Source organism: Sorangium sp. So ce296, from assembly GCF_051529605.1.
GTDB lineage: Bacteria > Myxococcota_A > Polyangia > Polyangiales > Polyangiaceae > Sorangium > Sorangium cellulosum_D.
The window spans coordinates 9,140,154-9,154,843 of the sequence record NZ_CP150325.1 but is presented as its reverse complement, the minus strand read 5'-3'; the positions used below and the strand labels follow the sequence as shown (position 1 = coordinate 9,154,843).

The 14,690-nt window shown below is 71.8% G+C and carries 10 protein-coding genes; 3 read left to right on the top strand and 7 right to left on the bottom strand.

What is annotated here, in order from left to right:
- The first annotated feature begins 305 nt into the window (after positions 1-305).
- From WME98_RS33955 to WME98_RS33945, 3 genes are all read left to right on the top strand, one after another.
- Positions 306-896, top strand: coding sequence for a GTP-binding protein (locus WME98_RS33955; protein WP_437945836.1), 591 nt, complete (start codon positions 306-308; stop codon positions 894-896).
- A 134-nt stretch (positions 897-1,030) separates the two neighbouring features.
- A complete protein-coding gene (gene mgtE, locus WME98_RS33950) occupies positions 1,031-2,344 on the top strand; it encodes a magnesium transporter (RefSeq protein WP_437945835.1) in 1,314 nt (437 codons plus the stop codon).
- Between the two features lie 750 nt (positions 2,345-3,094).
- On the top strand, positions 3,095-5,392 hold the full coding sequence (locus WME98_RS33945; protein ID WP_437945834.1) for a cellulose binding domain-containing protein: 2,298 nt from the start codon (positions 3,095-3,097) through the stop codon (positions 5,390-5,392).
- Between the two features lie 265 nt (positions 5,393-5,657).
- Here WME98_RS33945 and WME98_RS33940 read toward each other — a convergent pair whose 3' ends face one another.
- The 7 genes from WME98_RS33940 to WME98_RS33910 form a co-directional block, all read right to left on the bottom strand.
- A complete protein-coding gene (locus WME98_RS33940; protein ID WP_437945833.1) occupies positions 5,658-6,644 on the bottom strand; it encodes a rhamnogalacturonan acetylesterase in 987 nt (328 codons plus the stop codon).
- Between the two features lie 559 nt (positions 6,645-7,203).
- Positions 7,204-8,427 carry a hypothetical protein gene (locus tag WME98_RS33935; protein ID WP_437945832.1) on the bottom strand — a complete coding sequence of 408 codons (1,224 nt, stop codon included), beginning with the start codon at positions 8,425-8,427 and terminating at the stop codon, positions 7,204-7,206.
- Entirely contained in the window at positions 8,424-9,527 is a 1,104-nt protein-coding gene (locus tag WME98_RS33930; protein ID WP_437945831.1) for a tetratricopeptide repeat protein, read from the bottom strand. The genes WME98_RS33935 and WME98_RS33930 overlap by 4 nt, the downstream gene beginning before the upstream one ends.
- Positions 9,524-10,162 carry an RNA polymerase sigma factor gene (locus WME98_RS33925; protein WP_437336879.1) on the bottom strand — a complete coding sequence of 213 codons (639 nt, stop codon included), beginning with the start codon at positions 10,160-10,162 and terminating at the stop codon, positions 9,524-9,526. The genes WME98_RS33930 and WME98_RS33925 overlap by 4 nt, the downstream gene beginning before the upstream one ends.
- Before the next feature lie 257 nt (positions 10,163-10,419).
- Positions 10,420-11,670, bottom strand: coding sequence for an arabinan endo-1,5-alpha-L-arabinosidase (locus WME98_RS33920; protein ID WP_437945830.1), 1,251 nt, complete (start codon positions 11,668-11,670; stop codon positions 10,420-10,422).
- A gap of 425 nt (positions 11,671-12,095) precedes the next feature.
- Positions 12,096-13,007: a hypothetical protein gene (locus WME98_RS33915; RefSeq protein WP_437945829.1), complete on the bottom strand. Its 912-nt coding sequence runs from the start codon at positions 13,005-13,007 to the stop codon at positions 12,096-12,098.
- 92 nt (positions 13,008-13,099) lie between these two features.
- A complete protein-coding gene (locus tag WME98_RS33910; RefSeq protein ID WP_437945828.1) occupies positions 13,100-14,587 on the bottom strand; it encodes an MDR family MFS transporter in 1,488 nt (495 codons plus the stop codon).
- Positions 14,588-14,690: the final 103 nt, after the last annotated feature.

Sequence of the window (14,690 nt, the reverse complement as noted above, 5' to 3'; positions counted from 1 at the left end):
CGGCGACACAGGGGCTCGCGGCCGGCGGCGCGTGACGTAGCGCGCGGCGCGGCGCCGGCGGCGCGTGACGTAGCGCGCGCCGCGCTCGACGCGGGGATTCGATGGGGGAGCGGCCGTCGCCCTCCCTTCGAGGGCGACGGCCAACTGCCTTCCTTCCGTCGTGAGGGCGGGCGGTCGCCTTCTCTTCGCGCGCGGTGGTCGGCCGCTGCCTTCGCTTCCGAGCGATCGCGGCCGATCGCCTTCGCTTCCAATGCGGGGACCGGCCTTGCCTCCCCTCGAACGTCGACTCTGTGAGGAGCACGCCGATGTCGTTCATCAACTATGCGACCCGGGAGATCTACTGCAAGATCGTCTATTACGGGCCCGGGCTCTGCGGGAAGACGACGAACCTTCAGTACGTGTACGATCGGACGGTGCCGAGCGCCAAGGGGCGGCTCATCTCGTTGAAGACGGAGAGCGATCGCACGCTGTTCTTCGATTTTCTGCCGCTCGATCTCGGGGGCCTGTCGGGCTTCCGGACGCGCCTCCAGCTCTACACCGTGCCGGGCCAGATCTTCTATCGAGCGAGCCGGAAGCTGATCCTGAAGGGAATGGATGGCGTCGTGTTCGTGGCGGACTCGCAGCGCGCCCGGCTCGACGCGAACCTGGAGTCAATGGCCGATCTCTGGGACAACCTCGCCGAGGAGGGCCGCTCGCCCGGGCGGCTGCCGCTCGTGATCCAGTACAACAAGCGGGATCTCGACGGGATCTCCGACGTCGCGGAGCTCCGCGCGCTCCTCAACCCGGGCGGAGCGCCCGATTTCGAGGCCGCGGCGGCGAGCGGCCGCGGCGTGTTCGACACCCTGCGGGCGATCGCGAAGCTCGCCCTCAAGGAGATGGATCGCGGGCGCCGCTGAGGCCTTTTGCGCGCAGATGGGCTCGTGCACGAGGGCTCGGCGCCGTATCCTCGCGTTGCGTCGAGGCCGGCGCCTGCGCCTCGACCTCCTCGTCGTCCCCCTTTCCCAGCAACCCCTCGTCGTGGAGGCGAGCCATGCCTGACGACCGTCTCACCGCCGCCGAGCTCCGCGAGATCTGGGCGGTCCTGTCCCCCGCGGAGCGCGTCGAGAGCTTCGAGCACGTCGACCGGAGCGAGGTCCACAGCTTTTTCCTGAGCCTGTCCGGGCAGGAGCAGGCGGCCATCCTGCTCGCGATGAACAGCGGTGAGCGGCAGCTCTGGATGCGGCTCCTCGCGCCCGACGACGCGGCGGACGTGATCCAGCTCGTTCCGCCGCAAGACCGCGACTCGTTCCTCGAGATGCTCGACGAGCCGACGCGGCGTGAGGTGACGGCGCTCATGGCGTACGCCGAGGACGCGGCCGGCGGCCTGATGAGCCCGCGGTTCGCGCGCCTGCGGCCCGACATGAAGGTCGGCGAGGCCATCCGGTACCTGCAGCGGCAGGCCCAGGAGAAGCTCGAGACGATCTATTACGCGTACGTGCTCGACCAGGAGCAGCGGCTGCAGGGCGTGGTGTCCTTCAGGGACCTCTTCGTCGCGCCGGGTGACAAGCTGGTGTCCGAGGTCATGCGCCGGGACGTCATCTCGGTGCCCGACACGCTGGACGAGGAGGCGGTCGCGCGCGTCATCGCGCACCACGATCTCAACGCGCTCCCGGTCGTCGACGCCGAGGGCCGGATGAAGGGCATCGTGACGGTCGACGACATCGTCGACGTCGTGCAGCAGGCGGCCACCGAGGACATCCAGAAGCTGGGCGGCATGGAGGCGCTCGACACGCCCTACATGCAGACCAGCATGCTGGCCATGGTGAAGAAGCGCGGCGGCTGGCTCTCGGCGCTCTTCCTCGGCGAGATGCTCACCGCGAGCGCCATGGGGCATTACGAGGAGGAGATCGCGAGGGCGGTCGTGCTCGCGCTCTTCGTCCCGCTCATCATCTCGAGCGGCGGCAACTCCGGATCCCAGGCGACGACGTTGATCATCCGCGCGATGGCGCTCGGCGAGGTCACGATCAAGGACTGGTGGCGCATCGTCCGACGCGAGCTCACCGCCGGGCTGTCGCTCGGCGTCATCCTCGCCACGATCGGTCTGGTCCGCATCCTCGTGTGGCAGGCCATCTTCCACACGTACGGGGAGCACTACCGCGAGGTGGCCGCCACCGTCGCCATCAGCCTGGTCGGCATCGTCACCTGGGGAACGCTCGCGGGCTCGATGCTGCCCTTCGCGATCCGCCGGCTCGGCTTCGACCCGGCCAGCGCCTCCGCGCCGTTCGTCGCGACCCTCGTCGACGTCTCGGGGCTCGTCATCTACTTCAACGTCGCGCAGATCGTCCTCCAGGGCACCCTGCTGTGATGCTCGGCCCCCGGCGCGGCCCGCGCGCTCGAAGATCGTGACGGTGAACCTCGTGCCGAACGACTCGGACGCGTGCTACGACGCGTGCCTGGACGACGGCGAGCTCCCGCCGAGCCAGCGCGCGCAGGCCTGCACCGCCGAGCGCCTCTAGCCGCGCCGGCCCCCACGACCACTGCACATCTGTCCACATGCTGTGGACTTTCTGTGGACAATCGAGCCCGGCACGCCGCCGCGGCGCGTGAGCTGCGATGCGAGGCGCGGGATCCTCGGAGGAGCCACGGATCCGGATCCGTGCCCCGGCCGGCAGCGACAAGGATCTCACGGAGGAGCTCGCTCGGTGGCCCACGCAAGGGTCGCGGGGGATGTCGAGAGACCACCGACAAGGTCAGATTTCGCGGCCCGCCGCCATCGGGCGTCAGCGGGAGCCAGAGGCGTTCTCGTGCGCCGCGAAAACTCCGATTTGTCGAAAGCGCACGTTTTTTTGAGACTCTGGTGATTGAGTCCGAGCTGCCGGAGCAACATGGAGGTCGTTCCTTGATCCTCGCTCTCCGGGGGCCTCCGGTCGATTGATCCGCCGGCCCCGGAGAGCGAGGACCTTTCGCGGATCGCCTCGTGCGCCGCGCGTTATGAAAGGATTTTTCCATGCGAGCTTGCTTATCCGCAGCAACGGCCACTGCCCTCGTGCTCCTCGGGGCGTGTGTCATGGATGACGCGTACGGGCCTGAAGGAGGGCTCGAGCAACAAGAGGCCTTGGATCAGCCGCTGACGGGCGACGGGCTGACCGCGACGCTGACGTACGCGTCGGACTGGGGGAACGGGTACTGCGCCGACGTCGCGATCCAGAACACGGGAACGGCGGCGACGACGACCTGGCGGATCGCCATCGACATGAACGGCTCCACCCTGGCGAACTCCTGGAACGCCGACGCGCGCGAGAGCGGGTCGCAGCTCGTCGCGACGCCGAAAAGCCACAACGCGAGCCTGGCCCCCGGTGCATCGACGAGCTTCGGCTTCTGCGCCACGGCGAGCGGTCCCACGCAGCGCCCGGCGCTCGCGAGCGTGACGGCAGGCGGGTCCGGAAGCAGCGCCGGCAGCAGCAGCGCCAGCAGCAGCAGCGCCAGCAGCAGCAGCGCCAGCAGTGGCGCAGGCGGCAGCGGCGGCTCCGGCGCCAGCAGCAGCGCCAGCAGTGGCGCAGGCGGTAGCGGCGGCTCCGGCGGCAGCGGCGGCTCCGCGCCGAGCGGCCACTATCAGATGGAGGACCTCGATCGCGGCGTGGTCGCCGTCAAGGTTTCCAACGGCGTTTACGTCGGGTGGAGGATGTTCGGTTACGAATACGACCCGGCGAACCCGAACGCCATCTCGTACGACGTCTACCGGAACGGCACGCGCATCGCGAACGTCACCAACAGCACCAATTACCTCGACACCGCCGGCACCACCTCGTCGACGTACTCCATCCGGGCCGTCGTCGGCGGCGCCGCTCAGGCAGCCTCGCCCGCCGCTGCCACGTGGGGCCAGAACTACCTCCGCATCCCGCTCGAAAAGCCCGCCAACGGAGCGACGCCCTCGAAATGCGACAACGCGGGCGAGAGCTATTCGTACTCCGCGAACGACGCGAGCACCGGCGACGTGGACGGCGACGGACAATACGAGATCATCCTGAAGTGGGATCCGTCGAACGCCAAGGACAACTCCCAGGCCGGCTGCACCGGGCCCGTGTACCTCGACGCCTACAAGCTCGACGGGCGGCGGCTGTGGCGCATCGACCTCGGGAGGAACATCCGAGCAGGCGCGCACTACACGCAGTTCGTGGTGTACGACTTCGACGGCGACGGGAAAGCGGAGGTCGCCGTGAAGACCGCTCCAGGCACGCGCGACGGGACGGGCGCGTACCTGCGCCGAGGGCCCGCCGCCTCCGACGACGACGCGGCGGACCACAGGAACGGCGCGGGGTACGTGCTCAGCGGCCCCGAGTACCTGACCGTGTTCGGCGGGCCCGACGGCGCAGAGCGCGCGACCGTGGCGTTCGACGTGCCCCGCGGGACGGTCTCGTCCTGGGGGGACTCGTACGGCAACCGGGTCGACCGGTTCCTGGCGAGCGCCGGATTCGTGAGCGACCTCGGGAGAGGACAGGAGGCGAGCGGCCGGCCGGCGATCCTGATGGCCCGCGGCTATTACACGCGCGCCACGATCACCGCCTGGAGCTTCCGCGACGGGAGCCTCACCCAGATCTGGAAGGCCGACAGCAACGCGAACACCGCCTACACGGGCCAAGGCGCCCACTCGATGGCGGTGGCCGACGTCGACGCCGACGGCGCGCAGGAGGTGATTTACGGCGCCTCCACGATCGACAGCAACGGCACCCGGAAGTGCTCGACGAACTTCGGGCACGGCGACGCGCTGCACGTGAGCGACTTCGTCCTCTCGCGTCCGGGGCTCGAGGTGTTCATGCCCCACGAGGACGGCAGCAAGCCGACCTACGACATCCACGACGCGAACACCTGCGCGGTGCTCCGGCAGGGGCCGGTCACGGGCGCCGACACCGGCCGCGGCGTGGCGGGCGACGTGCTCGCGAGCAACGCCGGCGCCGAGATGTGGACCAACTCCACGGGAGGCCTCCTGTCCGCCACGAGCGGGTCGAACGTCGGGAGCCAGCCTGCCTCGGCGAACTTCCTGATCTGGTGGGACGCGGACGAGCTGCGCGAGCTGCAGAACAATACGTCGATCACCAAGTACGGCGGAGGCTCGCTGCTCAGCTGCAGCCAGTGCGCCTCGAACAACGGCACGAAGTCGACGCCGGCGCTCACGGCCGACCTGCTCGGCGACTGGCGGGAAGAGATCGTGTGGCGCGAATCCAACGACGCCGCGCTGCGGCTGTACACGACGACGAGCGTGACGACGCGGCGGATCTACACGTTGATGCACGATCCGCAGTACCGCATGCAGATCACCTCGGAGCAGACCGCCTACAACCAGCCGCCTCACCCGAGCTTCCATATCGGCGGCGGGATGGCGGCGCCCCCCAGGCCGGACATCCACGTGAGGTGACGCCGACCGCGCACGGCGGGCAGGTCGCCCGGCGCGAGGCCGCGGCGCGGCCTGCCCGCCAGCGCGCGAGGGCGTGACGTCGAGCGGTCAGGGCGCCGCGCGCGCCGCCGGCCGAGCGAAGCGTCGGGGCGTGGGAGCTGCGGACCGGAGGCGCCGGAGCTGCGGGCCGGGGGCGCCGGAGCTGCGGGCCGGGGGGCGCCGGAGCTGCGGGCCGGAGGGCGCCGGAGCTGCGGGCCGGGGGGCGCCGGAGCTGCGGGCCGGGAGCTCACTTGCGGTACTGCGCGAGCAGCAGGCCGGCGTCCGCGGTGCCGTCGGCGACGAAGCCCGCCATGGTGCGGGCGCCGGTCTCGTTGAAGTGGGTGCCGTCGACCGAGCCATCGGCCCGGACGAGGAAGAAGTCCTCGCCCGCCGCCACGCACCCGATCGAGTTCAGATGGGCGAGGGTCTTCTCGTTGAGATCGATGACGGGCACGTCGAGGTCGCCCCCGAGCTCCCGCATGGCCTTGGCATACGCGGCCATGCCGTTGCCGAAATCGTGGCTGTCCCCGGTGCACGATCTCCGCGGGGGCGGGGTGACGAGCACCGGGATGGCGTCGCGCGCTTGCGCGCCCGTGATGTACTGCTCGAGGTACGATTTGAAGTCCGTCGCGGGGTCGAGGTAATAGGGAATCGTGGCGCCGTCGTGCTCGTACGTCGCGTTCTTGTTGCTGTCGTTGGTGCCGAACTGCACCAGCAGGTAATCGCCGCGCTGGATGTCGTCGAGGATGTCGGCCAGACGCTCCTCGTCGATGAACCGGCGCGCGGTGCGGCCGCCGATGGCCCGGTTCTCGATGTGCACCCGCGCGTCGAAGAACTCTCCGAGCATCTGGCCCCAGCCCGCCTGGTGAATGGGGCTGTTCACGTACGTCTGAACGGTCGAGTCGCCGGCGATGTAGACCGAGACGTCCGGCAGCGCGGCGGCGCCGCCGCCGCCTTCAGAGCCGCCTGAGGCGCTCGTGGGCCCTCCAGCGGCGGCGCCGGCGCCCGAGCCGCCAGCGCCTGCGCTGCCGGCGCTCGCGCTGCCGCCGGCGCCCGAGCCGCCGGCGCCCGTGACGCTGGCGCCCGTGACGCTGCCTGCGTCGCCCGCGCCGCTGCCGCTCTGCGCATGCGCGGGGGGCGGGTCGTCGGCGTCGGCTGGGTCACAGCCGCCGGACGCGAGGCCGGCGACGAGGAGAGGAAGCACGACGGTCAAGAAGAGGGGGCGCGTTCGCATGACAAGCTCCTGCAGGAAAACAACGGATGGAGGAAGTGCGCCTCGGTGCGGGCGGCGGGAAGACAGGGGGTAGCCGCCCGACCGCGGATGCGCAGCGGGGAGGCACTCGAGGGGCGAGGCTCGGGACGAGGTGGGCGGTGAGAAACAGGGTCGCATGGTCGAAATCGTGCGAAGCGCCGCCAGGCACCGCAGTGCTCTCCACGTGGGCGGAAGCGGGCGCGATCAATCACGGGTAGGCCGGACGTCCTGCGAGGACCGAATCTGTTTCACCAGGGTGCAAAATTGCATGTTGGCGGCGTCGCAGGTCTCCGCGGATCTCAACCACGCGGATCTCAACCACGGTCGGGTCAGCCCAACCTCGGTGACCTCAACCACGGTCGGGTCAGCTCAGCTCAATCCAGCTTCAGAACGCAAAATTGCACCGTGAATGAAGCGACGACCTCAACCACGGTCGGGTCGGCCCAACCCCAACCACGGTCGGGTCGGCCTGGTCCGGTCCCGCCAACCCCACCGCAACCACGGTCAGCTCGCCCGGCTCGCCCGTCGGCGTGAGCGGCCGTCAGAGCTCGACGCCGAGGAGCACGCCTGGCCGCAGCCGGTAGCGCGCAAGGACGGTCTCGGTCCCCTGAGCAAGCGACAGGTCGTAGCGGACGCGCGCGGGATCGAGCTCGACGAAGAGCTCCGTGAACACCCGGATATCCCGGCTCAGCGGCAGCTTCGCCACCGGACCGGCCACCAGCACGAGCGCGTTCGAGGCGCTCGCCTCCGCAGGCACGTACCCCGACGCCCCCGCGCTGCCCGGCCTCGGCGCCGCGTCCACATGATCGACGCCCGCACCGAGGCGCACCCCGAGCTCGATCGGCATCACGCCCGTGGCCACCGGGTAGAGCCAGCAGACGTCCGCCCGGAGCGCGATCGTCCGGAGATCCAGGCCGATCCGCGGCTCCTCGTAACGCCGCTCGAACTGGTACTGAAAGCGCGCGTCGAGGGCGACCCGGTGTCGGCCCCAGCCCCCGCCGAGCGCCACGCGCACCCCGGGGCCGTGCGTCAGCCCCACCTCGGCGGAGTGCGCCGTCACCCCGTAGAACACCCCGAGCTCCAGGGCGCGCCGCGACGCCGCGGGCGCCGCCGCGGGGGCCGGCGTCTCGGCGGGGACCTCGGGAGGCGCCGTCTGGCGGAGGATGAGCGCGCGCGCCTGCTCCCGATCCAGCGAGGCGCGCGCATCCACGCGCAGCGACCGCAGCGACAGCTCCACGACCTGCGCCACGGACTCGCGATCGAGCTCGTCGAAGCGGCCCGAGAGCTCGATCGAGCGCACCAGGAAGCGATCGGCCACGGGATCCGTGAAGTAGAGCGCCGCGCGGCGCGGATCGCTCACGTCGATCCAGCACGAGAGGGTCACGCCGGACGAGGCGCGCGTCGCGAAGAGCGCCGCCGCGTCGAACCGCGGCGCGATCCGGAAGCGGACCGCGAACGCGGAGAGCGCCTGGGATTCGAGCGCCGTCCGGATCGCGCCGAGGTGGTCAGCAGCGCCCGTGAGCGCGATCTCCACGACCGGCGCTCCGGACACCGGCACTCCGGACACCAGCGCTCCGGACACCGGCGCCCCAGACACCGGCGCCCCAGACACCGGCGCCCCGGGCACCGGCGCCCCAGACACCGGCGCCCCGGGCGCCCCCGCCATCCCGTCGCGCGCCAGGGCGCTCGCCGAGGAGAGCGCCGCGGCCGCGGCGACCGCGAGACAGAACGCCCCGCGCTGCGCGATCGCCCGCCGCGTGGTCACCCTCCGAGCTCGGCGAGACGGCGACGCGCGTGCTCGACGTACGGCGAGCCCGGGTGCTCCCGGAGCAGGCGCCGCCAGTTCTGGGCCTCGTCGGCCGAGCGGCCGAGCGCCCTCAAGGCGCGCCCGCGGCCGTACAGCGCCTCGACCGAGAGCGGCCGCGCGCCGGCCACGCCGAGGTACCGGTCGAACTGCGCGAGCGCCGCCCCGGGCGAGCCGGTGTTGAGGAGCAGGCTGCCCAGCGACACGAGCGAGAGCGTGGCCTCCGGCGACGTCGCGAAGCTCTTCTGGAGCGAGCGATAGAGCTCGATGGCGCGCTGGGAGCTCCCGGCGCGCCGCGCGTCGTTGGCCTCCCGGAAGAGCTGCCCCGCGGTCGCCGCCGCGGAGGACGGCGCTGCCGCGCTCGGCCCCCGCGCCGCGTCGCGCGGCCTCGGACCAGGCGCCGCGACCTCCGGCAGCGCCGCCGGCGGCGTCGAGCGCGCCGCCCCGCTCGGCCCCGCCGGCGGCGCGACGGCCGCCGCGCGCTCGTCCGCAGGCGGATTCGCCTCGGGGAGCGCCGCCCCGCGCGGACGGGACACCGCCGCGCGCACCCCGGGCTCGATCGCGCGGACGCTCGGCCGCGGCGCCGCCTCCGGGCGCGGACCGACGAGCACCGTGGCGGCGACGGCCACGCCGCAGGCGAGCACGGCCGCCACGGCGCAGAGCCAGACGCTGCGCCGCAACCCGGCCCCGCGCCGCCCCGCGAGGCCGCCCTCCGGCCGCGCATCGCCGTCTCCGCGCCGGACGTCGTTGTCGGGTCGCACCCCCGCGCCCGCGCGCCACACCGCCGCGCCCTCGCCGCCCACGCCCGCGGGCCACACCGCCGCCCCCTGGCGCCGCAGATCGATCGCGACCCCGCCGAGCGCGGCGTTCGCGATGCGCGCGAGGAGCTCCGCGTCCCCGGGCTCCGCCGCGCCCACGGCGTCGAAATCCTGCGCGAGCTCCCAGGTGATCCGGCACGACTCGCAGGAGCCGAGGTGGGCGTCGAAGGCGAGCCGGTCGGGCTCGGTCGCGACGCCGCGGCGCACCCGCGTGAGGAGCTCGCTCCGGCAGTCCGCGCTCATGATTCCCTCCCGCGGAAGAGCTCGGCGAGCTTCGCGTTGTTGGCGAGCGCGCGCCGCAGCGCCTCCTTGCCGAGCCGGAGGCGGCTCCACACCGTGTTCGGAGACACGCGGGCCAGCGCCGCGATCTCGTCGACCGTGTAGCCGAGCACGAAGTGAAGGGCGAGCGCCTCGGCGGTCGACTCCGGCATCCTGTCGAGCACCTCGAGCACCATCTCGCGCCGCCTGTTCGAGACGGTCTCGGCGAACGGCGACGCGCCGCTCTCGTCGGGCGCGATCTCGACCGGCGCGTCCGGCTCGTCGAAGCGCTCGCGCACGCGGAGGCGCCGGCGCGCGCCGAGCGCGGTCATCACCGCGATACGGCTCGCGAAATGGAGCACGGTGCACTCGGCGCGGAAGGAGGGCAGCGCCTGGAGCAGCGCGAGCACGGCTTCCTGGGTTACATCCTCGACGTCGGGGTGATGAGGGCCGAGCACCTTCCTCACGCTCCTCAACATGGCCCCGCCGAGCTCGGTGATGAGCGTGCGGATGGCCGCGGGGTCGCGCGCCGCCGCGGCCCGAGCGAGCCCGAGCAGGTCGTCCGCCCGCGGAGCTGCTCCCTCCGGCGGCATGGGGAGATCGGTCGCGGGCTTTCGCACGTTGACGACAATGCACGAGGCCAGAACACCGGGTCAAGGCGCACCGAGAGCGCCGGACGCCCGCAGCCCGGCGGTGACGCTCGGGAGCTGCTTGGGACGAGCGGCGCGCGGGGGTTGCACACGGCCCGACTGCCCACCCTCACTCGCCAGACGGAAATGGGATGTCAGCGCTGGTGGCGAGGAGAGCACCGACGTTGGGAGTCTCACCGCTGCTCCAGGCAAACCGCCGTGCTCGCGTGGCGAACGCGGCTCGCACGTCACGGCCCTCCGGAGCGCGGCCAGCCGTCGCTGTCCCATACGAGCTCGGAGATCCGCAGCGTGGGGGCGCCGTTCGCCTGGGCGTCGTAGGCGTGATAGAGGTTGTAGGCACGGCCGCCGTCGAACACGACCGCGTTGTGTCCGGGCCCCCGCCACCGTGCGTCGCCTTGGACGAGCAGGGTGCCTCCTCCGGACCTCATCTCCCTGCCCTCCTTGTCCACGTACGGTCCGGTGATGCTCGTCGAGCGGCCGACGGCGATCTTGTACGTGCTGTCCGTGCCGCGGCAGCACGCGTCGAACGAGACGAACAGGTAATAGAATCCGCAGCGCCGGACGATGAACGGCGCCTCGAGCGCCCCGCTGGCGTCGGGGCGCGAGGCGAGCGCGTGGAGCTCCGCGTCGGCCCGCTCTCCCGACGGGGTGAGCTTCACCATCTTGATGCCGCTCCAGAAGCTCCCGAACACGAGCCACGGCGTCCCCTCCTCGTCGATGGCGACGTTGGGGTCGATCGCGTTCCAGTCGTCCCGCGTCCCGTCGTTCGAGCAGATGGCGGCGCCGCGGTCCGCCCAGGGCTCTCGGGTGTCGAGCGACACCTTCGTCGCGTGCCCGATGCACGACTTGTTGCTGCCGAACGTGGAGGCGGAGTAATACAGATGGTAGGTGTCCCCGAAGCGAGAGATATCGGGCGCCCAGAGGTGGTCCACGCCTGGCACCTTGTTGCTCAGCCAGGCGGGCTTCGCGTCGAACACCCGACCGGCATCCTGCCAGTCGACGAGGTTCGTGGAGACCTTCATGGGGAGCCTGTCCCCCGTCTGGAACAGGTGATATCGGTCGCCCGCCTTGATGACCACCGGGTCGTGGGTCCCCAGGTTTCCGGACAGACGCAGCGCCTCGGGCGGGCTCGCCGGGTCGAGCGTCGCTTCTGCGCACCGGTCGCCGACCTCTCCGCCGCCGGCTCCCCCCGCGCCGCCGGTCGCCCCTGCGCCGCCGGTCGCCCCTGCGCCGCCGGCCCCGCCCGCTCCCCCGGCGCCGCCCACGCCCGCCGTCGTGCCGGCGTCACCTCCCGCGCCGCTGGTCGATGAGGCGGACGCGGTCGTCGCGGAGGTGGTGGCGCCGGTGGTGCCGCTGTCCTGACCACCGGTGCCGGCCCCCGGGCCGGGCGACTCCGAGCTGCAATGGAGCGACGCGACGACGCTGAGCAGGCCCCACGCGCGCGCAGACCCCCGTCGTACCCCAAATCGGCAAAGCATGAAGCGCATCTGAGACTCCTGAAGACCCCTGACTGACCAATCGTTCATCGACGGACCGCCCGTGGGCGGTCAACGCACGGACCTCGCGTGCTCCCCCGCGGCCCCACCGCGCTCCCCGGCGGAGCGACGGTGAGGTTGGCTCCCTCTCCTGTCCTCGAACGTCATCGGGAACCTGTCCCTCCTCGTTTCCCCGTGGATCGGATCGGCTGCAATCAATCACCGGTCGCTCGAATTTCTCGCGGTCAGCTCAGAGCATTTCATTACAGCAGCAAAATTGCACCAAGGAAGAACACCGCGGCTCCACGCGGTCGCGCGCGTGTGCCGCGGAGGGGTCGCCTGTGCGCGCCGCTCCTCCAGCGCCGCCCGCGTGCGCCGCGACCGCTACGGGGCCATCTCCGCGATGCGCGGGGCCTGAGCGTGCGGGGTCACGGCGCGACGCGGTGGGCTTCGTAGATATCGGCCACGTTGGTCCGTGTCGACGCGAAGAACAGGACGGAGCCGTCCGGGGAGAGGTGCGGATCGGTGTCGCGCTCCTCGGGGAGGTTCACCGGCTCCTCGAGCGGCGCTGCCTCCTCGAACGCCGCTTCGGCGCTCGCCCGTCGTGCCCAGAACAGGTCTCCCCCTCCCTGGCGGCTCGATCGGAACAGGATCTGCTTGCCGTCGTCGAACAGGAACGGGCCGCCCTCGTCGCCCGGGCCGTCCAGCCCGGCGATCGGGACGAGCGCGCTCCAGTCGTCCTCCGGGCGTTCGCGCGACGCGATCGCGAGGTACGTCTCCGCGTCCGCGGGCGTGACGCCGGTCACGACGACGAGCCCTGGGGGATCGACGTGAGGGCCCATCACCGTGGCGCCCTCGACGGCGAGGGCGTCCACGTGCACCGGCGTTCCCCACCGGTCGTCCCGGCTGGCGCGCTCGGCGAGCCAGATGCCCTCCGGCTCGCGGCTGCTGTAGAACCAGATGCGGAGCCCATCCCCGGAGACGCAGGGGGTATCCTCGATGCTCTCGGCCAGGTTGATGTTCTCCACGGCGTGCGGCGCGTCCCAGGGCGATCCCACCCCTGCCCGCCGCGACGTCCAGATGTCCCGGCTCCCCCCGCGATCGGACATGAAATAGATCTCGAGCAGATCGTCCGTGAGGGTCGGGTCCTCTTCCCTTGCGCTGCTGTTGATCTCCGTCACCGCCGTCGGCGCCTCGAACCTCGGCCGCTCTGGCGCGCCCGCGCCGCCTCCGCCCTGCCCCGGCGAGAGCGCGCCGATCACGACGCGCTGGTCCTCGCACCCCGCCCCGCCGATCGCGAGCCACAGCCCCGCCGCCGCAATCCTCCAGAACCCGCTCATCGATCTCCGCCGACGATCAAAACCCTGCGCTTCCCCATGCTCCCCCTTTCACCATGGAAGGCCCCGTGAGGGGGAGCTCGTCGCGCGGGGCCTCACCCGATCCCGGCCTCGCTCGGCGGCGCGACGGCCTTGTCGTCCGCCGCCTGGAGGGGCACATGGGGGAACCACAGCGCCACCACGAAGCCGACCAGGCCCATGCCCGCGATGATCCAGAACACCGTCGTGAGGCCCGACGTGAGCGCCTCCCCGAGGTGCTGCAAGATCGACGGATCGAGCCCCCGCGCCCCCTCTGCCGTGAGCAGCCGGCTCGCCGCGTCCGCAGGGATGGTCGGGTCCTTGGCGAGCTCAGCCGTGAGCACGCCGCCCATGACGCCGACCGCCACCACGCCGCCGAGCAGCCGGGAGAACATCGTGCTCGCCGTGGCGATCCCGCGCTGATCCCAGGCGACGCTGCTCTGCACCGCGATGAGCAGCGCGACGTTGGACAGCCCCATGCCCACGCCGAAGACCAGCGTCGTCGCGCGGAGCATCAGCGGCGTGTCGTGCACCCCGCCGATCGCGAGCGCGAGCCCCGCCGCCGCGGTGAAGCCGAGGCCGGCCCAGATGAGCGGGCGGAACCCGACGCGCGGGATGAGCCGCCCGCCGATCGCGCTCGCGACCGGCCAGCCGATCAGCATCGGCGCGATCGCGCTCCCGGCCTCCGTCGGCGTGCCGCGGAGCACGCCCTGCACGAAGAGCGGCACGAACGTGATGGTGCCCATCATCGCGCCGCCCAGGATCGCGCCGGCCACGTTGGAGGTGAGCATCACCGGCCGCCGGAAGAGCGGCAGCGGGATCATCGGCTCGGGGGCCCGGCGCTCGACGGCGAAGAACACGGCGAACAGCGCCACCGCCGCGATCGAGGCGAACAGCGTCGTCCCCCCGCCGAGCCTCCCCGTGGCGAGGAGCAGCGCGACCACGCCGGCGGACAGGAGCCCCGCGCCGAGGAAATCGAGCGCGTGAGGCCGCTTGTCGATGCGCTCGTGGAACGCGCTCGCCACGAGCGCGACGGACGCGATGCCGAACGGGATGTTCATGTAGAAGACCCAGCGCCACGAGAAGTAGTGCACGATGAGCCCCCCCACCATCGGGCCGATGATGCCGAACAGCCCCCAGGCGGCCCCGAAGACGCCCTGGATGCGCGCGCGCTCGTTGAGATCGAAGATGTCGCCCGAGATGGTCATCGCCATCGGCTGCATCGCCCCGGCGCCGGCCCCCTGGAGCGCGCGGAAGGCGATGAGCTGCGGCATCGACCGCGCCGCGCCGCTCGCGATCGAGCCGATCAGGAACACGGCGATGCCGAACAGCATCACCGGCTTGCGGCCGTAGATGTCCGAGAGCTTGCCGCAGATGGGCACCAGCACCGACGAGGTGAGCAGGTAGGCGGTGGTGACCCAGGCGTACTGTTGGATGCCGCCGAGATCGCCGATCACGGTGGGCATCGCGGTGGCCACCACCGTCGATTCGAGGGCGGCCATGGCGAGGGAGAGGATCAGCCCGACGACGGTGAGGGCGCGGTGGGTCTTGCGTTCTGAAGCCATGCAGGTGGTTGGGGATGTGGTGTGGACGAGCCGGCGCGGCAAGCGTGACACCGCGCGGCGCCGCTCGTCGAGCCGCGAGGCGCGCGGCGCGCCGCGCGGAGCG